Source organism: Pseudomonas sp. GW456-E7 (genome assembly GCF_059424105.1).
Map to the genome: position 1 here is coordinate 1 of NZ_JBWKZB010000009.1, position 20,326 is coordinate 20,326.

The 20,326-nt window shown below is 60.7% G+C and carries 18 protein-coding genes; 8 read left to right on the top strand and 10 right to left on the bottom strand.

The genetic code is table 11. The annotated features are described in order from the left end of the window. Positions 1-134 precede the first annotated feature (134 nt). The 6 genes from AC07YV_RS08215 (at position 135) to yccS (ending at position 9,696) form a co-directional block, all read left to right on the top strand. The gene (locus AC07YV_RS08215) at positions 135-1,577 is read left to right on the top strand and encodes a TldD/PmbA family protein (protein WP_102699226.1); all 1,443 of its coding nucleotides are present in this window, start codon (positions 135-137) and stop codon (positions 1,575-1,577) included. Further along, positions 1,577-2,914 carry a TldD/PmbA family protein gene (locus tag AC07YV_RS08220; protein ID WP_102699227.1) on the top strand — a complete coding sequence of 446 codons (1,338 nt, stop codon included), beginning with the start codon at positions 1,577-1,579 and terminating at the stop codon, positions 2,912-2,914. Before AC07YV_RS08215 ends, AC07YV_RS08220 begins: the two co-directional genes overlap by 1 nt. 133 nt (positions 2,915-3,047) lie before the next feature. Further along, positions 3,048-4,475: a multidrug transporter subunit MdtD gene (gene mdtD, locus AC07YV_RS08225; protein ID WP_007975478.1), complete on the top strand. Its 1,428-nt coding sequence runs from the start codon at positions 3,048-3,050 to the stop codon at positions 4,473-4,475. Positions 4,476-4,580: 105 nt separating this feature from the next. Further along, complete coding sequence (gene dbpA / locus AC07YV_RS08230) at positions 4,581-5,918, top strand: ATP-dependent RNA helicase DbpA (protein WP_238540823.1); 1,338 nt, start codon at positions 4,581-4,583, stop codon at positions 5,916-5,918. Between the two features lie 152 nt (positions 5,919-6,070). After that, the gene (locus AC07YV_RS08235) at positions 6,071-7,249 is read left to right on the top strand and encodes a BaiN/RdsA family NAD(P)/FAD-dependent oxidoreductase (protein ID WP_102699317.1); all 1,179 of its coding nucleotides are present in this window, start codon (positions 6,071-6,073) and stop codon (positions 7,247-7,249) included. A gap of 263 nt (positions 7,250-7,512) precedes the next feature. After that, a complete protein-coding gene (gene yccS / locus AC07YV_RS08240; RefSeq protein WP_102699229.1) occupies positions 7,513-9,696 on the top strand; it encodes a YccS family putative transporter in 2,184 nt (727 codons plus the stop codon). Positions 9,697-9,851: 155 nt separating this feature from the next. On the opposite strand, the gene AC07YV_RS08245 is transcribed toward yccS, so the two are convergent. Further along, positions 9,852-10,589, bottom strand: a complete 738-nt coding sequence (locus AC07YV_RS08245) for a substrate-binding periplasmic protein (RefSeq protein ID WP_102699230.1) — start codon at positions 10,587-10,589, stop codon at positions 9,852-9,854. A 257-nt stretch (positions 10,590-10,846) separates the two neighbouring features. Between AC07YV_RS08245 and AC07YV_RS08250 the strand changes: the two genes are divergently transcribed. Then, on the top strand, positions 10,847-11,299 hold the full coding sequence (locus tag AC07YV_RS08250; protein WP_102699231.1) for a GNAT family N-acetyltransferase: 453 nt from the start codon (positions 10,847-10,849) through the stop codon (positions 11,297-11,299). Positions 11,300-11,395: 96 nt separating this feature from the next. Here AC07YV_RS08250 and AC07YV_RS08255 read toward each other — a convergent pair whose 3' ends face one another. From AC07YV_RS08255 to AC07YV_RS08265, 3 genes are read right to left on the bottom strand one after another with little or no spacing between them, the layout of a single operon-like run. Then, complete coding sequence (locus AC07YV_RS08255) at positions 11,396-11,692, bottom strand: winged helix-turn-helix domain-containing protein (protein WP_007894945.1); 297 nt, start codon at positions 11,690-11,692, stop codon at positions 11,396-11,398. Positions 11,693-11,729: 37 nt separating this feature from the next. Further along, the gene (locus tag AC07YV_RS08260; RefSeq protein ID WP_102699232.1) at positions 11,730-12,218 is read right to left on the bottom strand and encodes a YgjP-like metallopeptidase domain-containing protein; all 489 of its coding nucleotides are present in this window, start codon (positions 12,216-12,218) and stop codon (positions 11,730-11,732) included. A 45-nt stretch (positions 12,219-12,263) separates the two neighbouring features. Next, positions 12,264-14,387: a putative bifunctional diguanylate cyclase/phosphodiesterase gene (locus tag AC07YV_RS08265; protein ID WP_102699233.1), complete on the bottom strand. Its 2,124-nt coding sequence runs from the start codon at positions 14,385-14,387 to the stop codon at positions 12,264-12,266. A gap of 323 nt (positions 14,388-14,710) precedes the next feature. Between AC07YV_RS08265 and AC07YV_RS08270 the strand changes: the two genes are divergently transcribed. Beyond that, complete coding sequence (locus AC07YV_RS08270; RefSeq protein ID WP_102699234.1) at positions 14,711-15,379, top strand: polysaccharide lyase family 7 protein; 669 nt, start codon at positions 14,711-14,713, stop codon at positions 15,377-15,379. A 128-nt stretch (positions 15,380-15,507) separates the two neighbouring features. Here the strand turns inward: AC07YV_RS08270 and AC07YV_RS08275 are convergent, their stop codons facing one another. The 6 genes from AC07YV_RS08275 to epd all read right to left on the bottom strand — a co-directional run bounded on the left by AC07YV_RS08275 (position 15,508) and on the right by epd (position 20,280). After that, positions 15,508-15,924: a DUF3757 domain-containing protein gene (locus AC07YV_RS08275; RefSeq protein WP_102699235.1), complete on the bottom strand. Its 417-nt coding sequence runs from the start codon at positions 15,922-15,924 to the stop codon at positions 15,508-15,510. 148 nt (positions 15,925-16,072) lie between these two features. Continuing rightward, positions 16,073-17,137, bottom strand: coding sequence for a class II fructose-bisphosphate aldolase (fba, locus tag AC07YV_RS08280; protein WP_007975467.1), 1,065 nt, complete (start codon positions 17,135-17,137; stop codon positions 16,073-16,075). A 259-nt stretch (positions 17,138-17,396) separates the two neighbouring features. Further along, positions 17,397-17,738 (bottom strand): MliC family protein, encoded by a 342-nt coding sequence (locus AC07YV_RS08285; protein ID WP_102699236.1) that lies wholly within the window; start codon positions 17,736-17,738, stop codon positions 17,397-17,399. Positions 17,739-17,794: 56 nt separating this feature from the next. Continuing rightward, positions 17,795-18,016, bottom strand: a complete 222-nt coding sequence (locus AC07YV_RS08290) for a hypothetical protein (protein WP_102673433.1) — start codon at positions 18,014-18,016, stop codon at positions 17,795-17,797. 35 nt (positions 18,017-18,051) lie between these two features. Continuing rightward, positions 18,052-19,215: a phosphoglycerate kinase gene (locus AC07YV_RS08295; RefSeq protein ID WP_102699237.1), complete on the bottom strand. Its 1,164-nt coding sequence runs from the start codon at positions 19,213-19,215 to the stop codon at positions 18,052-18,054. Positions 19,216-19,227: 12 nt separating this feature from the next. Further along, positions 19,228-20,280, bottom strand: coding sequence for an erythrose-4-phosphate dehydrogenase (gene epd / locus AC07YV_RS08300; protein ID WP_007975463.1), 1,053 nt, complete (start codon positions 20,278-20,280; stop codon positions 19,228-19,230). Positions 20,281-20,326 lie beyond the last annotated feature (46 nt).

A 20,326-nucleotide genomic window follows, 5' to 3' on the forward strand; every position in this document is an offset into this window, starting at 1 on the left:
CAGTAATCCCTCCCAACACCGCACCACCCTTGATCCTCCCCCCCTCGCAGGCCTAATCTAGCGCCACGCAATCGTTTCACCCCTTCCCCTCGCAGCACCGCGCCATCGCCACTCCATACCCAGGAGGTTCACGAATGTTCGACTTCTACCCCCAGCTCAAGCAGCGCTTCGCTGCCTTGCGCACGGGTGCTGAATTCTTTTCCCTGCGTTATGTGCGCGAATCCGGGCAGTACCTGTCGGTGCGCAAGAACGTCGCAGAACCGCCGAGCCTGAGCCGTGACGAAGGGGCAATGCTGACCGTGCGGGTCAATGGCGTCGAGGCTTATGCGGCGACCAACGATCTGTCACAACAAGGCCTGCAGGCCGCCCTCGAGCGCGCCGAACTCCAGGCCCGTCGACTCAAGCCCCACGCCTTGCTGGACCTGCGTTCGCAGGCTGTTTCCAGCGACCGTGCCGATTATTTTTCGCCGAACCTCGACCAGCCCTTCCCGTCACTGAACGACTGCTACCAACTGCTCGGCGCCGAGTCGGCCGCCGTGCCCAGGGACGAGCGTCTGGTGAACTGGCAGGTCAGCCTCGGCATCACTCACGTCGAGCAGATTTATCTCAATAGCGCCGGTGCCGAACTGCGCCAGGCGCAACGCTTTGTGTACCCCGGCCTGGACGTCACGGCCTACGACGGCAACGACAGCCAGACCCGCAGCCTGGGGCGCGAGAACTTCGGCCAGCAAGGCGCGGCAGACGTTATCAGCCGCTGCGGCCTGATCGGTGCCGGCGCCCAGGTGGCTGATCAGGCGCTGCAACTGCTGCTGGCGCCAAACACACCGCAAGGCAAGCGCGACCTGCTGCTGATGCCCGACCAGATGATGCTGCAAATCCACGAATCCATCGGCCATCCGCTGGAGCTGGACCGCATTCTGGGAGACGAACGCAATTACGCCGGCACCAGTTTCGTCAAAGCCGAGGATTTCGGCCGACTGCAATACGGCTCCGGCCTGCTCAACGTGACCTTCGACCCGGAGATCCCCGAAGAACTCGCCAGCTATGGCCATGACGACGACGGCACGCCCGCCAGCAAACAGTTCCTAATCCGTGAAGGCCTGTTGCTGCGCCCGCTGGGCGGTGCGTTGTCGCAATTCCGTGCCGGCATGGACGGCGTCGCCAACAGTCGCGCCTGCGGCTGGAACCGTCCGCCGATCGATCGCATGGCCAACCTCAACATCGAGCCGGGCGATCAGTCCATCGAGCAGCTGATCGGCGGTATCGAGCACGGCGTGCTGATGTCGACCAACCGTTCCTGGTCGATCGACGATGCCCGCAATAAATTCCAGTTCGGCTGCGAATGGGGCCAACTGATAGAAAACGGCGAACTCAAGGGCGTGGTAAAGAATCCCAATTACAGGGGCATCTCCGCGCAGTTCTGGAAAAGCCTCAGCGCCGTCGGCGATGCCAGTACCTTCAAGGTCCTCGGCACACCGAATTGCGGTAAGGGCGAGCCGAACCAGGTGATCCGCGTCGGCCACGCGTCACCGGCCTGCGTGTTCAGTAACGTTGATGTATTCGGAGGAGACGCCTGATGCATCCGTCAATCAGCCAGTCCGCATCGTTCAAGGCGCTGGTCAACAGCCTGCGTGCAGCGCTTCACGAGCCCGAACAGTTCACCCTCAGCTACGCCGCCGAATCCTCGGCCTTCATACGTTTCAACCACGCCAAGGTGCGTCAGGCCGGTCAGGTGCAGCAGGCGAGCATCGGCCTGAAACTGATCAACGAAGGCCGCCATGCCGATCTGCAAATCACGTTGGCCGGCGATCCCCAGGTTGATCTGCAACGTTTGAACGAAGGCCTGCAACAGCTGCGCGATACCTTGCCGTTGTTGCCTCCAGACCCGTATCTGCTGCTCAACCACAATGGCTGGCAGAGCAACAACGTGCAGGCCCAACCGCTGCCGGACACCGAACAGGTGGTCGCGCAAATCACCCAGGCCGCCGAAGGCCTGGATCTTGTCGGTTTCTACGCTGCCGGACCGATCAGTCGTGGTTTTGCCAGTTCTTCGGGCGCCTTCGGCTGGCATCAGGCCAACAGTTTCAATTTCGACTTCAGCCTGTTCCACGAGAACGGCCAGGCGGTAAAGGCCAGCTATGCCGGGCAGGACTGGAACAGCGAAGGCTTTGCCAAACGCTTCGAGCAAGCCCGCGAGCAGCTTGAGTTTCTGGGGCGGCCGCTACGCACTTTGGCGCCCGGCCAGTACCGCGCTTACCTGGCACCGGCGGCGCTGGAAGAGATCATGGGCATGCTGTGCTGGGGGGGGTTCTCGGCACAGTCGATTGCCAGCAAAAGCAGCCCGCTGCAAAGGCTCTACGGTGGCGACAGCGCGTTCAGCCCGCTGGTCTCGCTGGACGAAAAAGTCAGCGGCTCACTGAGCCCGGCGTTTTCCGATGAAGGTTATCCGCGCAGCGACCTGGGGTTGATCGTCAACGGCAAGGCCGGGGCACAACTGGTGAGTTCGCGCAGCGCCGCGGAATACGGTTTGACCGCCAACGGCGCCAGCGGCGGTGAATCCCCGAGCGCGCTGAACATGCAAGCGGGGACATTGCCTGGCGCGGACATCCTCAAGCAGTTGGGTACGGGGCTGTACATCAGCAACCTGTGGTACCTGAACTTTTCGGATCAACCGGCCGCACGCCTGACCGGCATGACCCGTTTTGCCACGTTCTGGGTCGAGAACGGCGAGATTCAGGCACCGGTCAACACCATGCGCTTTGATGACAGCGCCTTCAGCCTGCTCGGTTCGCGGCTGGAAGCGTTGACCGCGGAGCGGGAGTTGTTGCTGTCGGCGAGTACATACAGCCAGCGGGCGACGGCTTCGGCGTTGTTGCCGGGAGCGTTGGTCAGCCGGTTGACTCTGACCCTGTAAACGCAATACCTGTGGGAGCGGGCTTGCCCGCGAAAGCGGCGGATCAGTCGACATTGATGTTGAATGTTACGGCCTCTTCGCGGGCAAGCCCGCTCCCACAGGGTCCGGTTACCTGACCACCACAAGAGGTCCCATGCCCAACCGCCCGCCTCTCGACGCTGTCACCGCCCGCTGGATACCCTGGGTCGTCGCCATAGCCTTCTTCATGCAGTCCCTCGACGGGACGATCCTCAACACCGCCCTGCCGGCCATGGCCCGCGACCTGGCCGAGGACCCATTGCGCATGCAGGGGGTGATCATCGCCTACATGCTCACGGTCGCCTTGCTGATCCCGGCTTCGGGCTGGATCGCCGACCGTTTTGGCACCAGGAAGATCTTCTTCAGCGCAATCCTGCTGTTCAGTCTCGGCTCGTTGCTCTGCGCATTGTCGAGCAGCCTGAGCCTGCTGATCGGCGCCCGGGTGATCCAGGGCCTGGGCGGAGCGTTGATGCTGCCGGTCGGGCGGCTGGTGGTGCTGCGCGCCTACCCGCGCTCGGAACTGGTGCGGATCATGGGCTTCATCACCATTCCCGGGCTGCTCGGCCCGCTGATCGGCCCGACCATGGGCGGCTGGATGGTGCAGTACCTGACCTGGCACTGGATCTTCCTGATCAACCTGCCGGTGGGGCTGGTCGGTTGCTACGCCGTATGGAAATTCATCCCGGACCTGCGCGGCTCGGAACGCACCCGTTTCGACAGCCTGGGCTTCGTGCTATTCGGCGCGGCGATGATTCTGATCACCATCGCCATGGAAGGCCTGGGCGAGTTGCACCTGCCGCACCTGCGGGTAATGTTGCTGCTGTTCGGTGGCATGGCGTGCCTGGCGGCGTACTGGCTGCGCGCCGGGCACATCGAAAACCCGTTGTTCGCGCCGTCGCTGTTCAAGACCCGAACCTTTGCCGTGGGCATTCTCGGCAACCTGTTCGCCCGCCTCGGCAGCGGCGCCCTGCCCTTTCTGGTGCCGTTGCTGCTGCAAGTGGCGCTGGGCTACTCGCCGTCCCAGGCCGGGATGAGCATGCTGCCGCTGGCCGCTGCGGCGATGATCGCCAAGTGGGTGGCGCGGCCGCTGATCGAGCGTCTGGGTTACCGCATCGTGCTGACCGGCAACACCCTGGCACTGGGCATCATGCTCGCGAGCATGGGCCTGGTCAGCGAGCAGACGCCGTATTGGCTGCTGCTGTGCCTGCTGGCGATCCTTGGCGCGATCAACTCCCTGCAGTTCACCGCGATGAACACCGTGACCCTGATCGACCTCGACGACGCCAGTGCCAGCAGCGGCAACAGCCTGTTGTCGGTGGTCGCGCAATTGTCCCTGAGCCTGGGCGTTGCCTGTGCCGGTGCGTTGCTCGGCGGCTTTACGGCGGAGATTGGTAATGATGGCGTGGAAACGGTCCTGGGGGCATTCCAATTGACCTTCGTGACCGTGGGAATCATGGCGATGCTGGCCGCTACGATCTTCTCGCAACTGTCAAAAAATGACGGACGGCGAGTTAAGCGTCCGGAAGAACACATAGAGCCTTAGGGCGAATGGCCACTGGACTGGTACACTGCGCGACATTTTGTTTTGCAGGCCAGTCCCGTGACCACCATCGCCACCGAATTTAATACTTTGCCGCTGTCTGCCGCCATGCTGGCTAACCTCGAATCCCTCGGTTATGCCCAGATGACGCCGATCCAGGCGCAAAGCTTGCCGGTGATCCTCAAAGGGATGGACCTGATCGCCCAGGCCAAGACCGGCAGCGGCAAGACCGCGGCCTTCGGCATCGGCCTGCTGAACCCGATCAATCCGCGCTACTTCGGTTGCCAGGCACTGATCCTGTGCCCGACCCGCGAGCTGGCCGACCAGGTCGCCAAGGAAATCCGTCGCCTGGCCCGTGCCGAAGACAACATCAAGGTCCTGACCCTGTGCGGCGGCGTGTCCCTCGGCCCGCAGATCGCTTCGCTGGAGCACGGCGCGCACATCATCGTCGGTACTCCGGGGCGCATCCAGCAGCACCTGCGCAAGGGCTCGCTGGTCCTTCACGGCCTCAACACCCTGATCCTCGACGAAGCCGACCGCATGCTCGACATGGGTTTCTACGACTCCATCGAAGAAATCATCATGCAGGCCCCGGAACGTCGCCAGACCCTGCTGTTCTCCGCGACCTACCCGGTGGGCATCAAGCAGCTGGCCTCGAAGTTCATGCGCAACCCGCAGCAAGTGAAGGCCGAAGCGTTCCACGACGACACGCAGATCGAGCAGCGCTTCTACGAAATCTCCCCGGATGACCGCATGAGTGCGGTGACCAAGGTACTTGGCCACTTCCGCCCGGCGTCCTGCGTAGCCTTCTGCTTCACCAAGCAACAGGTTCAGGAAACCGTCGATCACCTGACCGCCAAAGGCATCTCCGCCGTTGGCCTGCACGGTGATCTGGAACAGCGCGACCGCGACCAGGTGCTGGCGATGTTCGCCAACCGCAGTACTTCGGTACTGGTCGCCACCGACGTCGCTGCCCGTGGTCTGGACATCGATTCCCTGGACATGGTGATCAACGTCGAGCTGGCCCGCGATTCGGAAATCCACATCCACCGCGTCGGCCGTACCGGCCGCGCCGGTGAGAAAGGCCTGGCTATCAGCCTGGTGGCGCCATCCGAAGCGCAGCGTGCACAAGCCATCGAGCAATTGCAGAAAACACCGCTGACCTGGGATCAGGTGGACAACCTCACCTCCAAGGGCGGTGGTCCGCTGTTGCCGCAGATGAGCACCCTGTGCATCGCTGGCGGCCGCAAGGACAAGGTCCGTCCGGGCGACATTCTTGGCGCACTGACCGGCGACGCCGGCATCCCCGGCGCCCAGGTCGGCAAGATCGCGATTTTCGACTTCCAGGCCTATGTGGCCGTGGAGCGCGGCGTCGCCAAACAGGCCCTGCAGCGCTTGAACGACGGCAAGATCAAAGGCCGTTCGTTGCGCGTGCGCATCCTGTAAAAACGCATCGCCCCCTGTAGGAGCGAGCCTGCTCGCGATGGACGACAGAACACCGCTGGGTATCAGACACCCCGCGTTATCGTTGACGTCCATCGCGAGCAGGCTCGCTCCTACAGGTTTGTTTTGTGGTGAATCATCAAGAGGACACCGTTTTGCGCTCTACCGAAGTCGTGATCATTGGCGCTGGCGCCGCAGGGTTGATGTGTGCGCTGACCGCCGCCGGGCGCGGGCGCAAGGTGCTGCTGCTCGACCACGCGAACAAGGCTGGCAAGAAAATCCTGATGTCCGGCGGTGGCCGCTGCAATTTCACCAACATGTACACGGAACCGGGCAATTTTCTCTCGCAGAATGCCCATTTCTGCAAATCCGCCCTGGCTCGTTACACCCAGTGGGATTTCATCGGCATGGTGGCCAAGCACGGCGTGCCGTACCACGAGAAAAAACTCGGCCAGTTGTTCTGCGATAACAAATCCAGCGACATCCTCGAAATGCTGCTGAACGAGTGCGACCAGGTCGGCGTCAGCCTGCACCTGGACACCTCTATCCAGACCATCGAGAAGCTTGAGAAGGGCTATTTGCTGGACACGACGCTCGACCAGATCACCTGCGAATCCCTGGTGATCGCCACCGGCGGTCTGTCGATCCCGACGCTGGGCGCCACCGGCTTCGGTTACCAGGTGGCCAGGCAGTTCGGCCACGAGCTGCTGCCGACCCGCGCCGGCCTGGTGCCATTCACCATCACCGATCAGCTCAAGGTGTTGTGCACCGAGTTGTCCGGTACCTCGGTGGATTGCCTGGTGAGCTGCAACGACCAGAGCTTCCGCGAGAACATCCTGTTTACCCACCGCGGCCTCAGCGGCCCGGCGATCTTGCAGATCTCGTCGTTCTGGGAGTCCGGCGATACCGTCGAGATCAACCTGATGCCGGATCACGACGTGCCGGGCTGGCTGCAACAGCAACAGGCCGAACGCCCCAACAGCGAGCTGAAAACCCTGCTCGGTGAAATCTTCACCAAGAAGATGGCCAACCTGCTGGCGGACAACTGGTTCGTCTCCAAACCGATGAAGCAGTACACCCACGCGGAACTGGCTGACATCGCCGAGAAACTGGCGAGCTGGAAAGTCGTGCCGGCGGGCACCGAAGGTTATCGCACCGCCGAGGTGACCCTGGGCGGCGTCAACACCAATGAAGTGTCGTCCAAGACCATGGAATCGCTGAAAAGCCCGGGCCTGTATTTCATCGGTGAAGTGCTGGATGTCACCGGGCATCTGGGCGGATTCAACTTCCAGTGGGCCTGGGCTTCGGGCTACGCGGCGGCGCAGTACGTCTGATCCAGAAACCTACACAATCCCCCTGTGGGAGCGAGCTTGCTCGCGATGGCGGCCTATCAGTCAACATCTCTGTTGAATGTTATGGCCTCATCGCGAGCAAGCTCGCTCCCACAGGTTTCCAGGCCAGCCACAAAACTTGTGATCAACCCAGATCACCAATGCTCAAGGGAACAGATTTTGCTGTCTGATGTGATCGGCGCCATTGCGTCGGCGTCATTAGTGGCTCAATTTAGCGTCATTGCCTCGGAAGGCCTTCGCACTTCATGTCATCGACTTCGTTCCGCCAGTCTCTGCGGCGCCTTTGGGCGCTGGATAAATTCAGCTACAGCGTGCGGGTATTCATTGCCCTGACCGGCACCATGGCGCTGTGTTGGTACCAGGACGAAATGGGCCTGCTGATCCCGTTGTTCCTGGGGATTATCGCCAGTGCCCTGGCCGAGACCGATGACAGCTGGCAGGGTCGTCTCAACGCGCTGGCGGTGACACTGGTGTGTTTCGCTGTCGCTGCCCTGTCCGTCGAACTGCTCTTCCCCTACCCCTCGCTGTTTATCATCGCTTTCGCCCTGGCCGCGTTCTGCCTGACCATGCTCGGTGCCCTCGGCGAGCGCTATGGCGCGATTGCTTCGGCAACCTTGATCCTGTCGGTCTACACCATGATCGGCGTGGACCAGCGTGGCGGCGCGGTGACCGACGTCTGGCACGAGCCGGTGCTGCTGGTGGCCGGTGCCGCCTGGTATGGCCTGCTGTCGGTGTTGTGGCAGGCACTGTTTTCCAATCAGCCGGTGCAGCAGAGCCTGGCGCGGCTGTTCCGCGAGCTGGGCTATTACCTGAAGCTGAAATCTTCACTGTTCGAGCCGATCCGGCAGATGGACGTGGAAGCGCGGCGCCTGGAACTGGCCCAGCAGAACGGTCGAGTGGTGGCGGCACTGAATGCCGCCAAGGAAATCATCCTGCACCGGGTCGGCAACGGGCGCCCGGGGTCGAAGGTCAGCCGCTACCTGAAACTGTACTTCCTCGCCCAGGACATCCACGAACGCGCCAGCTCTTCACACTATCCGTACAACGCACTCGCAGAAGCGTTTTTCCACAGTGACGTCATGTTCCGCTGCCAACGCCTGTTGCGTCAGCAAGGCAAAGCCTGCCGTGCCCTGGCCGAATCGATCCAAATGCGTCAACCGTTCACCTATGACGCCAGTTTCACCGAGGCTCTCAGCGATCTGGATGCCTCTCTCGAACACCTGCGCATCCAGAGCAACCCGGCCTGGCGCGGCCTGCTGCGTTCGCTGCGGGCACTGGCGGCCAACCTCGGCACCCTCGACCGCTTGCTCAGCGATGCCAGCAACCCCGACGCCCTGGCCGACGCCACCGACAGCAGCTTGCTCGACCGTTCGCCACGCAACCTCAAGGACGTGTGGGTTCGCCTGCGCACGCAGCTGACGCCGACCTCCTTGCTGTTCCGTCATGCCCTGCGATTGCCCCTGGCGTTGAGCATCGGCTACGCCATGGTGCATTTGATCCACCCGTCCCAGGGCTACTGGATTATCCTCACGACGCTGTTCGTCTGCCAACCGAACTACGGCGCCACCCGCCGCAAACTCGGTCAACGGATCATTGGCACTGCCATCGGCCTGACGCTGGCCTGGGCGCTGTTCGACCTGTTCCCGAACCCGCTGATCCAGTCGTGCTTCGCCATTGCTGCCGGGGTGGTGTTCTTTACCAACCGCACCACCCGCTACACCCTGGCGACGGCGGCAATCACCCTGATGGTGCTGTTCTGCTTCAACCAGGTGGGCGACGGTTACGGATTGTTCCTGCCACGGCTGTTCGATACCTTGCTCGGCAGCCTGATCGCCGGGCTGGCGGTGTTCCTGTTCCTCCCGGACTGGCAAGGCCGGCGCCTGAACAAAGTGCTGGCCAACACCCTGGCCTGCAACAGCATTTACCTGCGCCAGATCATGCAGCAGTACGCGGCGGGCAAAAGCGACGACCTGGCCTACCGCCTGGCCCGCCGCAACGCGCACAACGCCGACGCGGCGCTGTCGACCACGCTGGCCAATATGCTGATGGAGCCGGGGCATTTCCGAAAGGAAGCGGACGTGGGCTTCCGCTTCCTGGTGCTGTCGCACACGCTGCTCAGTTACCTGTCGGGCCTGGGTGCGCACCGGGAAACCCCACTGCCGGCAGACGTGCGTGAACAGTTGATCGAGGGGGCCGGGGTGAAACTGGCTGCCAGCATCGACGAGATCGCCCAAGGGCTGGCGAGCAAGACTTCGATTGCGATTCAGAGCGATGAAGAAGAAGCACTGGCCAATGAGCTGGAACAGATGCCGGATGAAATCGATGAAGGCCAGCGGCTGGTGCAGACGCAGTTGGCATTGATCTGCCGGCAGCTCGGGCCGTTGCGGACACTGGCGGCGCATCTCATCAAGGATACGAGTGAGGATTGAGATTCAGGCTGGCTGTACCGGCCTCTTCGCGGGCAAGCCCGCTCCCACAGGGTTATCTGATGGTCACAAGATTTGTGTTCACCCTCGCCCACTGTGGGAGCGGGCTTGCCCGCGAAGAGGCCATCAGCAACAGTACAGAAACTGGCACAACCCACTCACATCCCATGCTGCTTCATCAACTTTTCATAACTCCCGTCCGCCTTCATCGCCGCGATCTCCCGGTCGAATCCGGCAACGATCTGCTCATGCTGCGGGTTCTTCAGGCTGACCAGAATATGCAGGCTGTTCTCGCTCAAAGCCTTGGGCAGGAATTCCACGGCGTTTCGTACCTTGGGTGACTCGCGGGCCAGGTAATAACGGGCGACGTACTCATCTTCCAGCGTCAGTTTGACCCGGTCGGCAGCGACCATACGCACGGCCATGGCGAAGCTGTGCACGGGGACTTTCTGCAACGAGTCATCATTGTCGAACCCAGGCGAATAGGCGTAACCGCGCACGATGGCAATCGGATAAGTGTGCAATTGCTGCAGGTTATTGAATTCGATGGGCGCGTCTTTACGCTTGAGAAAGCGTACGCGGTTGAGCAGGTATTCGCCGGAAAACTGGCCGAGTCTTGTACGCTCCTCGGTGTACCAGGCGTTGACCAGCACGTCGTATCGGCCCTCACCCAATCCCATCAAGGCCCGCGCCCAGGGCACTTGTTCAAACTCACTGGCATAGCCGGCCCTGGCGAGCGCGGTACTGACAATGTCCGTGGCCAGACCACCGTTGACGAGCGTGGCATCGGTAAAGGGTGGCCAGGCATCGGCGACCAACCGCAGTTTTTCTGCCGCCGCCCCCTGAACCAGCAACAGCAATCCAATCAAGGCAAAAGCTCGATGCAATCGCGGCATGCTAGAAAATCCTTAGCGGGCGATTGCCCGACGTGTTTTCAGCCAAAACCCCAAGGCCCCTGATCCGGCAATACCCGGGTACTCAACATTAGCTCATCGAAGCCATAGCACAGCGCTTCGATCCAGATTACACAAAGAAGACATCCACGCGAGAAATGAATGATGGCATTTTGGCCTTTGTCACAGATTCTTCCGCCATAAAGACTTCTGGCGTGAGTGCGCTTAGTATCGGAACGACGTTTTCAGGGAATCAAAACATGACAGTCGATTGGATCTGCAAACATCACAGTGACCTGGGCAAGGAGCAGCTGTACGCCATTTTGCAGCTGCGCGCGGAAGTGTTCGTCGTCGAACAGAAATGCGTTTACCAGGATATCGATGGCCAGGACCTGGATGGCGACACCTGCCACGTGATGGCCTGGGACGGTAACCGGCTGGTGGCCTACCTGCGGTTGCTTGACCCGCAATCGCAGGGCGGCGACGTGGTGATCGGGCGGGTGATCATTGCCCCGCAGGCACGCGGCGTGGGCCTGGGGCATGAACTGATGGACCAGGCGTTGAAACAGATCGAGAAGTACTGGCCCGGCCTGCCGGTCTACCTTTCGGCCCAGGCGCATTTGCAGGGGTATTACGGGCGCTATGGGTTTGTCGTGGCGGGTGAGGAGTATGTGGAAGATGGCATTCCACACATTGGCATGCGTCGTCCTTGAGGGCCTCTTCGCGAGCAAGCCCGCTCCCACAGGGGACCGCATTCCAGTGTGGGAGCGGGCTTGCCCGCGAAGGCGTCGGCTCAGACACTACAGATTTCAGGGATACTCCAGCACCGCCTTGATCTGCCGCAGATTACGCTCGATCCAGCCGCGATCAATCGCACCCCACTCGCGAATCCGATAGCGCCCCGCATGGTTGCGCGCGCCCTCTTCCTGCTCGAATTCACAGACGATATCCAGATCCGCCAACGCCGCTATGGTGTCCTGCGCCGTGCGCCGGGGCATGCCGGTCACTTCGGTAAGCGCCGGGACGCTGCTGGCCAGTCCGCTGTCGATCAGGTACGCCACATACAACCGACGGTAGAAGCTGCTTTTGGTCTTGCTCACGTCCATCTGATGCTCCTTAAAAGGTCGCAGACTGCGGCAGCTCCTACAGATCCCGCCACGTCAGGTACACCCGCACATCGAACTCCACCTGGTGATACCCCGGCAGCATGTGCTCGCACAGTTTGTAGAAAGCCTTGTTGTGGTCCGATTCCTTGAAGTGCGCCAACTCATGCACCACGATCATTTTCAGGAACTCGCAAGGCGCTTCCTTGAACAGCGAAGCGATGCGGATTTCCTTCTTGGACTTGAGCTTGCCGCCTTGCACCCGGGAGATCGTGGTGTGCAAGCCAAGGGCACGGTGAGTCAGGTCCAGGCGGTTGTCGAACAGCACCTTGTCGATGGCCGGAGCATTACGCAGGTATTCCTGCTTGAGGTCCAGGGCATAGGTGTACAGCGCCTTGTCGCTCTGCACACCGTGCTTTTGCGGGTAACGCTGGCTCAGGTAATCGCCCAGCCGACCGTCGGCGATCAGCTGGCGCACCTGATCCTGCAAGGTGGCGGGATAGGCCTGGAGATATTTCAACACGGTCATCGGGGCGGCAATACAGGTCACTGAAAGGTCGCCAGTGTAGCGAATTCAGCAGGGAAGCGCGCTCCAGTCAAACGGCTGTACAAAGACCCCGGCGTCCTCGGCCATCATCGGCCGGGCCACCAGAAAGCCTTGCACATATTCGCAGCCGTTGGCCCGCAACCATTCATACTGCGCGACGGTTTCCACCCCTTCGGCAATCACCAGCACCCCGAACTGTTTGCACAGGTCGATCACACTGCGCACTAGCGCCGCATCCCGTACCGAGTCCGGCAACCGGGCTATCAAATGGCGGTCGAGCTTGAGGGTGTCCAGCTCCAGGTCACGCAGGTGCGACAGGGAGCACGGGCCGGCCCCAAAGTCATCCAATGCCACTCGTACGCCCAGATTGTGCAACAGGCGTAACTGCTTGCGGGTTTCCTCGGGGTGATGCATCAAGGCCTCTTCCGTGATCTCGACCTCCAGATGACGCGGTTGCAAGCCATGGCGCTCCAGCACCTGGCGCAGTTCGGTGGCCAGATTGGGCATGCCGAACTGTGTACTGCTCAAGCTGACGCCGAGCACCAGATCCTCGGCGAACAGGGTTTCCCAGGCTTTACGCTGCCCGGCGCTGCTGTGGTAGATCCAACTGCCCAGACGACTGATCAGCCGCGCCTCTTCCAGCAATGGCAAAAACAGCCCCGGCGGCACGTCGCCAACGCTTGGATGCTGCCAGCGCAGCAAGGCCTCGAAACCACGAATCCGACCGTCCGCAATCGCAACCTGAGGCTGATACACCAGGTTGAAATCCCGGTTCTCGATGGCCGTGCGCACACTGTCTTCCAGCATCAGCCGCGAGCGCGCCCGGCCGTTCATTTCGTGATCGTAGAAGCGATATTGCTGACGCCCGGCACGCTTGGCTTCGTACATGGCGATGTCGGCCGCCCGCAGCATCCCGTCGAGATTGGCACCACAATCGGGGAACGTAGCAATGCCGATGCTGGCACCCAGGGCGATATCGAGGCCGTCGACCTGCTGACAGATCGACACGCGCTCGATGAGCTTCTCGGCGATCTTCGCCGCTTGCTCGGGGAACTCCAGATCCAGCAGCGCGGTGAATTCATCGCCGCCCATCCGCGCCAGTATGTCGAAGGGCCGCAAGCACGCCTTCAACTGTTCGGAGACCCAGCGCAGCACCCGATCGCCGGCATCGTGCCCGAGCGAATCATTGACGCGCTTGAAGCCGTCGAGGTCCAGATACATCAAGACCCAGGAACTGTCGGAACGCTCACCGCGCAACAGCAGGTTCTCTACGGTCTGGTAGAAACCGCGGCGGTTGAGCAATCCGGTCAGCGGATCGGTGACCGCCTGAAACTCCAGTTGCTGATGCAGATGGCGCACCACCGACATGTCCAGCACGGTCACTACCATTGCATGTTGCTCGGCAGGCAAAGGCGCACAGGACAAGGCCACCGGCACCTGCTGGCCGCGCGTCGTTCGCAGCAGAGCATCGTGCAGGCGCAAGGTTTCGCCACGTTTATAGCCCGTGAAAAACTCGGAATCGGCCCAGACCGGGACATGGGGTTTTTGCAGATAGTCCAGAAATTCCTTGCCTTGCAGTTCCTGCACCGGGGCATTGAGCAGCCGCGACATCGCCGGATTGGCAAAACCGATCAGACCGTCCTCCCCCAATACCAGAATGCCTTCGGCCGCGTTATCCAGCACCGACGCATTAAAGGCCCGGGCGGATTCAAGATCATGACTCAAGCGCTGCAAGGCCCGGCGGTTGCGCTGGTGTTCGAGCAATGCCTGGACCTTGGGTGTGAAGATCTGCGGGTCGAACGGCTTGAACAGGTAATCCACCGCACCGCTGGCATAGCCCTTGATCACCGCGTCCTGGGACTGTTCATTGGCGGTCAGGAAAATGATCGGCGTGAGGCGGGTCCGCTGGCTACCGCGCATCAGGCGCGCCACTTCATAACCGTCCATGCCCGGCATCTGCACGTCCAGCAGCACCAGGTCGATATCGTGTTCAAGCAACAGGCCGAGAGCCTCGAAACCCGAGGTGGCGGTAATGACCCGCCAGCCCTGGCGCTGTAACAACGCGCGCATGCTGATCAGGTTTTCAGGGTAATCGTCTACGACTAAAAGGGTTGAGCCGCCTTCTACTGGCGTGGGTTGCGCGCATTCCATGCTGCTTCTCTAATTGCGGGGTGTCAGGCCGGTTTCTCGTGAAAACCGGACAAATACTGTGCCTTCACTCTAGACCCCGTTCTGCAAAAGCAGAAGGTATCAGTGAGCCATCATTTAATCATTGTGTCTTTTTACCGACTAACGGTCGAATGTTCAGTCCGATGAAAACCGGAAAAGATGGCATTTCGACAGGATGTTGACGTCAACCACCCGTCAGGCAAGCATTAACAAAATCCCCCGCTACGCTTATAAAGGCCGCCCAAAAGGCGCGGCCTAGAGCTTCTGGCAAGTCCGTGCAGCATGAACCCAGTGGAAGAACCGACATGATCGATCTCGCAACCTGGAACCTCAGCGTTCCCGTTGGCAGCCCGCCGTACACCGTCGAAACCGCCAAACTGGTGGATGGCTTCAAGGATCAATACTTCCATTCCGATACCGGCACATTATTTTTCTGGACGCCCGTGACCGGTTCCCGTACCGAAAACGCGATTTATCCGCGCACCGAATTACGTGAAACCTACAGCAATGGCACGTTGAAAAACTGGTATTACCCGGAAGCCGACAATTTGTTGTATGCCACGCTGGCAGTGAACCAGGTGCCGAGCTCCGGCAAAGTCGTCATCGGCCAGATCCATGCCTATCAAAGCCAGAAACCTCTGGTGAAGGTCGAATACCAATACAAAACCAGCACAGGTACGGGCAATATCGTCGCCAAGGTCCGGATGCACCCGGGTGACGCTTCAGGTCGGGTGATCATCGTTGCGACGGGGGTGAAACTCGACCAGGAGTTCAACTACCTCATTCACCTCAGCCCCGGTGGCGCCTTGGGCATCAGCGCGGCAGGTTATCAGTGGGATACGCAAATCAGCGCCACCTGGCGCGACAAGCCGCTGTACTTCAAGGCCGGGGTCTATGTGCAGGACAACACCGGGTACACCAGCGAAGGCGGCAAGGTGACGTTCAGCAAACTGGACATCGATCACAACAAATAGCGACTTCATTTAAGGACGCGTTGTAGCGTGACACCCAGTCGAGAATTAAACGCTCCAACAATCCAGAAACACTTAGCACAACTAAGAGCCTTAAATCTAAGGCTCTTAGTTGTGTGATAAAAAACGACTTAATCAAATTTGAACGAACACTCGCTCAAACCAGCCGTGCAGTACTCGTCCTTCCATGCAGGACCTACAGGTTTGGCAGGTGTTGCAAAGCGCTGCGACATCCGCACGCCTGCCGGGCCCTCGCCTTCATAGTCACAAGCGATAAAGTAGACGGGGCTGCCATTATCAGTGGTTTGCCTGATCGCCGCCGAGGTGAACTCGACTTTATCCAGGTACGACTCGGTTGCTCGAGGATTCTCACCCTTCCAGCCGCCACGAATAGAATTGGCTGCATAGTTGAATCCGCGGGTTTCGCTGATCGGTGTAGCTGTGATGTTGTTCACGGTGGGGCATGATTCAGCGGCATAGCTGGTACCGGCGAAGGCAAACAAACTAAACAGCCCGGCGACAGTCATTTTTTTGAATACTTGCTTCATGATTTTCCAACTCCAACAATTGATTGAAGTCAGATACTGCAGATTATAAAAACCGTCGCCTACTATTCGAAATAACAGGCCCGCCTGAACTTAAATAAAAAAACCCGCATTTCTGCGGGTTTTTCATGCGACTGAAACGCTGATGGTCTTAGTTGACCTTGGCGTTCAACTCACCTTTCAGGTAACGCTGATACATGCCTTCCAGGGAGATCGGCTTGATCTTCGAAGCGTTGCCGGCGGTACCGAAAGCTTCGTAGCGAGCGATGCACACGTCGCGCATGGCGGTGACGGTGGCGCCGAAGAATTTACGCGGGTCGAATTCGCTCGGGTTGGTGGCCATCAGGCGACGCATGGCGCCAGTGGATGCCAGGCGCAGGTCGGTGTCGATGTTGACCTTGCGCACGCCGTGCTTGATGCCTTCGACGATTTCTTCAACCGGTACGCCGTAGGTTTCCTTGATGTCGCCGCCGTACTGGTTGATGATCGCCAGCCACTCTTGCGGAACCGAAGACGAACCGTGCATCACCAGGTGAGTGTTCGGAATGCGCTTGTGGATTTCCTTGATGCGGTCGATCGCCAGCACGTCGCCGGTAGGCGGCTTGGTGAACTTGTAGGCGCCGTGGCTGGTGCCGATGGCAATGGCCAGGGCATCAACCTGAGTGCGTTTTACGAAGTCAGCGGCTTCTTCCGGGTCGGTCAGCATCTGGCTGTGATCCAGAACGCCTTCGGCGCCGATGCCGTCTTCTTCACCGGCCATGCCGGTTTCCAGCGAACCCAGGCAACCCAGCTCGCCCTCTACCGAAACGCCGCAGGCGTGAGCCATGGCCACGGTCTGTTGGGTGACGCGCACGTTGTAGTCGTAGTCGGTCGGGGTCTTGCCGTCTTCGCCCAGGGAACCGTCCATCATCACCGAGCTGAAGCCCAGCTGGATGGAGCGCTGGCAGACGTCAGGGCTGGTGCCGTGGTCCTGGTGCATGCACACCGGGATGTGCGGGAATTCTTCGATTGCCGCCAGGATCAGGTGACGCAGGAACGGTGCACCGGCGTATTTGCGAGCACCGGCCGAAGCCTGGACGATCACCGGGGAGTCAGTCTTGTCAGCGGCTTCCATGATGGCGCGCATCTGCTCAAGGTTGTTGACGTTGAAGGCTGGAACGCCGTAGCCGAACTCGGCTGCGTGGTCCAGCATCTGGCGCATGCTGATAAGTGCCATTGTGTGTGTCTCTCCCGGTTGAGGGTCGTTAATCGTGCCAGCCTGCCGTAGCGGCGGCGGCTATTCAAGTTATTGCAGATCGGGGGTTGGCCCGGGCTGCGAATTCGGTGTTGCGAAAATCTCAAGAACTTCCCCGGAACCCTGTGGGAGCGAGCCTGCTCGCGATGGTGGCCCAGACAGCGCGGGCATTCAGGTGCCCCGCGTTATCGTTAACGACCATCGCGAGCAGGCTCGCTCCTACAGGTACGGCGTAGTCCGTTTATTGCGCTTTACAACCGCGCCCAATCAAATCATTGGTGGCGACCCAGTAAACCAGGCCTTCCTCACCTTTTATGTGAAACGCCAGCATGTCATTGCTGTACAGCGAACCCGATGCACCCGGTTCCTGCTTCAAGCGGTAGACCTGATCGGCACCGCCCAGGCGCACGTCGACTTCCCTAAGGCTGTCGTCGGTGTAGCGCCACAGCACTTTGGCCTGGCTGTCGCAGGTCCAGGTGGTCCAGTTATCCACAGGCGCGGACGACTGGAACGGGTTCAACTGATTCATCTGAGCACAACCGGCCAACAGCGCCAGCGCCGTAACGGCGATAAAACCTTTCATCCGTGTCCCTCGACTGGCGGCGCACGCTGCCAGCCCTGAGTAATGAGTCAGACCCGTCAAGGGCAGCCATGTTCCTTGGCGGGCGTCCGGGTCTCGTATTTGTCCAGGCCTTCCGGCCCGGAACGCTTGTTGAGCACCGGGTTGGTTTCGGCCTGCCAGTCGGCCTGGTAGCAGCCCTTGTCCGACTCGGACGGCGCCGGTTCCGCAGTGGCTTTCGGGTTACTCCCGCACGCCACCAACGAACTTGCGACGATCAACAGCGCTAACGTCTTGACCATGTCAACACTCCCTTGCCTGGTCAAACGGGCGACCCTCAGGCCTTGGCCCGGCTTTCCAGGACTTCAACGGCTGGCAGCACCTTGCCTTCGACGAACTCGAGGAACGCGCCGCCACCGGTAGAAATGTAGGAGATCTGCTCGGCCACGCCATATTTGTCGATGGCAGCCAGGGTGTCGCCACCGCCGGCAATGGAGAACGCCGCACTGTCTGCGATGGCCTGGGCCAGCACTTTGGTGCCATTGCCGAACTGGTCGAATTCGAACACACCGACCGGACCATTCCACAGGATGGTCTTGGACGATTTCAGCAGTTCGGCGAAGTTCGCCGCGGTCTGCGGGCCGATGTCCAGGATCATGTCGTCGGCAGCGACGTCAGCGATCAGCTTGACGGTCGCAGCGGCGCTTTCCGCGAACTCCTTGGCAACCACTACGTCCACTGGCAGCGGCACGCTGACTTTGGCGGCGATGGCGCGAGCGGTGTCGAGCAGGTCCGGCTCGTACAGCGACTTGCCGACCGGGTGACCGGCAGCGGCCAGGAAGGTGTTGGCAATGCCGCCGCCGACGATCAACTGATCGCAGATCTGGCTCAGGCTGTTCAGCACGTCGAGTTTGGTCGACACCTTGGAGCCGGCGACGATGGCCGCCATCGGCTGGGCCGGGGCGCCCAGGGCCTTGCCCAGTGCGTCCAGCTCAGCGGCCAGCAGCGGGCCGGCAGCGGCGACTTTGGCGAACTTGGCCACGCCGTGGGTCGAACCCTCGGCACGGTGAGCGGTGCCGAAGGCATCCATCACGAACACGTCGCACAGGGCGGCGTATTGCTTGGCCAGTTCGTCGGCGTTCTTTTTCTCGCCTTTGTTGAAGCGCACGTTTTCGAACAGCACGATGTCGCCGGCCTTGACGTCAACACCGCCCAGGTAATCGGCCACCAGCGGCACTTCACGGCCCAGGGCACGGCTCAGGTAGTCGGCAACCGGCTTGAGGCTGTTCTCGGCCGAGAACTCGCCTTCGGTCGGACGGCCAAGGTGCGAGCAGACCATCACGGCCGCGCCTTTTTCCAGGGCCAGCTTGATGGTCGGCAGCGAGGCCAGGATACGCGCATCGCTGGTGACAACACCGTCCTTGACTGGGACGTTGAGGTCTTCGCGGATCAATACGCGCTTACCTTGCAGATCGAGGTCGGACATCTTCAACACGGTCATGGGTCGCACTTCCTACGGTTTTTTTGAAGTTGCTGTTTGCAGATAGTGTTCTGCAACGTCCAGCATTCGGTTGGCAAAACCCCATTCGTTGTCGAACCAGGCCAGGATGTTCACCAGCCGTGGGCCGGAAACGCGGGTCTGACTGGCATCGACGATCGCCGAATGTGGGTCATGGTTGAAATCACAGCTTGCGTGGGGTAACTCGGTGTAAGCCAGCAGGCCTTTGAGCGGGCCGCTGGTGGCGGCTTCGCGCAGGATCCGGTTGACCTCGGTGGCGTCGGTCGCGGTGGCGGTCTGCATCGTGATATCGAGGCAGGACACGTTGACTGTCGGCACCCGCACGGCTTTGGCCTGAATTCGTCCGGCAAGTTCCGGCAACAGGCGTTCGATACCACGCGCCAGACCGGTGGACACCGGAATCACCGACTGGAACGCCGAACGGGTGCGGCGCAGGTCTTCGTGGTGATAGGCATCGATGACCGGCTGATCGTTCATCGCCGAGTGAATGGTGGTGATCGACACGTAATCCAGGCCAATGGCCTGATTCAGCAGGCGCAACAGCGGCACGCCGCAGTTGGTGGTGCAGGACGCGTTGGACACCAGCAGTTCATCGCCGGTCAGGCAATCCTGGTTCACGCCGTAGACGATGGTGGCGTCGACATCGGTCTCGCTGGCCATCGGCTGGGAAAACAGCACACGCGGGGCGCCGGCGTCGAGGAAACGCTGGCCGTCTTCGCGAGTGTGGTAAGCGCCGGAGCACTCCAGCACCAGATCGATGCCCAGGGATGCCCAATCGATGCCTTCGGGGGTGGCACTGCGCAGGACCTTCACGCAGTCGCCATTAATATGCAGACAATCGCCGTCGACTTTCACTTCGCCGGGGAACCGGCCATGGGTGGAGTCGAAGCGTGTCAGGTATTCGATGCTGGCCATGTCCGCCAGATCGTTGATCGCGACAATTTCAAACCCGGCCTTGTCGCCTCGCTCGAACAACGCACGCAAGACGCAACGACCAATCCGGCCGTAGCCGTTGAGTGCAACTTTGTAGGGACGCGGTTGAGGCATGGGGTTCTCGATTACCGTGGTGAATCCGTTAGTGCAGCGTTGAATG

Coding starts and splice junctions, on each gene's coding strand:
- AC07YV_RS08215 (WP_102699226.1), top strand. CDS start 135: ATGTTCGACTTCTACCCCCAGCTCAAGCAGCGCTTCGCTGCCTTGCGC.
- AC07YV_RS08220 (WP_102699227.1), top strand. CDS start 1,577: ATGCATCCGTCAATCAGCCAGTCCGCATCGTTCAAGGCGCTGGTCAAC.
- mdtD (WP_007975478.1), top strand. CDS start 3,048: ATGCCCAACCGCCCGCCTCTCGACGCTGTCACCGCCCGCTGGATACCC.
- dbpA (WP_238540823.1), top strand. CDS start 4,581: ATGCTGGCTAACCTCGAATCCCTCGGTTATGCCCAGATGACGCCGATC.
- yccS (WP_102699229.1), top strand. CDS start 7,513: ATGTCATCGACTTCGTTCCGCCAGTCTCTGCGGCGCCTTTGGGCGCTG.
- AC07YV_RS08245 (WP_102699230.1), bottom strand. CDS start 10,589: ATGCCGCGATTGCATCGAGCTTTTGCCTTGATTGGATTGCTGTTGCTG.
- AC07YV_RS08250 (WP_102699231.1), top strand. CDS start 10,847: ATGACAGTCGATTGGATCTGCAAACATCACAGTGACCTGGGCAAGGAG.
- AC07YV_RS08255 (WP_007894945.1), bottom strand. CDS start 11,692: ATGGACGTGAGCAAGACCAAAAGCAGCTTCTACCGTCGGTTGTATGTG.
- AC07YV_RS08260 (WP_102699232.1), bottom strand. CDS start 12,218: ATGACCGTGTTGAAATATCTCCAGGCCTATCCCGCCACCTTGCAGGAT.
- AC07YV_RS08265 (WP_102699233.1), bottom strand. CDS start 14,387: ATGGAATGCGCGCAACCCACGCCAGTAGAAGGCGGCTCAACCCTTTTA.
- AC07YV_RS08270 (WP_102699234.1), top strand. CDS start 14,711: ATGATCGATCTCGCAACCTGGAACCTCAGCGTTCCCGTTGGCAGCCCG.
- AC07YV_RS08275 (WP_102699235.1), bottom strand. CDS start 15,924: ATGAAGCAAGTATTCAAAAAAATGACTGTCGCCGGGCTGTTTAGTTTG.
- fba (WP_007975467.1), bottom strand. CDS start 17,137: ATGGCACTTATCAGCATGCGCCAGATGCTGGACCACGCAGCCGAGTTC.
- AC07YV_RS08285 (WP_102699236.1), bottom strand. CDS start 17,738: ATGAAAGGTTTTATCGCCGTTACGGCGCTGGCGCTGTTGGCCGGTTGT.
- AC07YV_RS08290 (WP_102673433.1), bottom strand. CDS start 18,016: ATGGTCAAGACGTTAGCGCTGTTGATCGTCGCAAGTTCGTTGGTGGCG.
- AC07YV_RS08295 (WP_102699237.1), bottom strand. CDS start 19,215: ATGACCGTGTTGAAGATGTCCGACCTCGATCTGCAAGGTAAGCGCGTA.
- epd (WP_007975463.1), bottom strand. CDS start 20,280: ATGCCTCAACCGCGTCCCTACAAAGTTGCACTCAACGGCTACGGCCGG.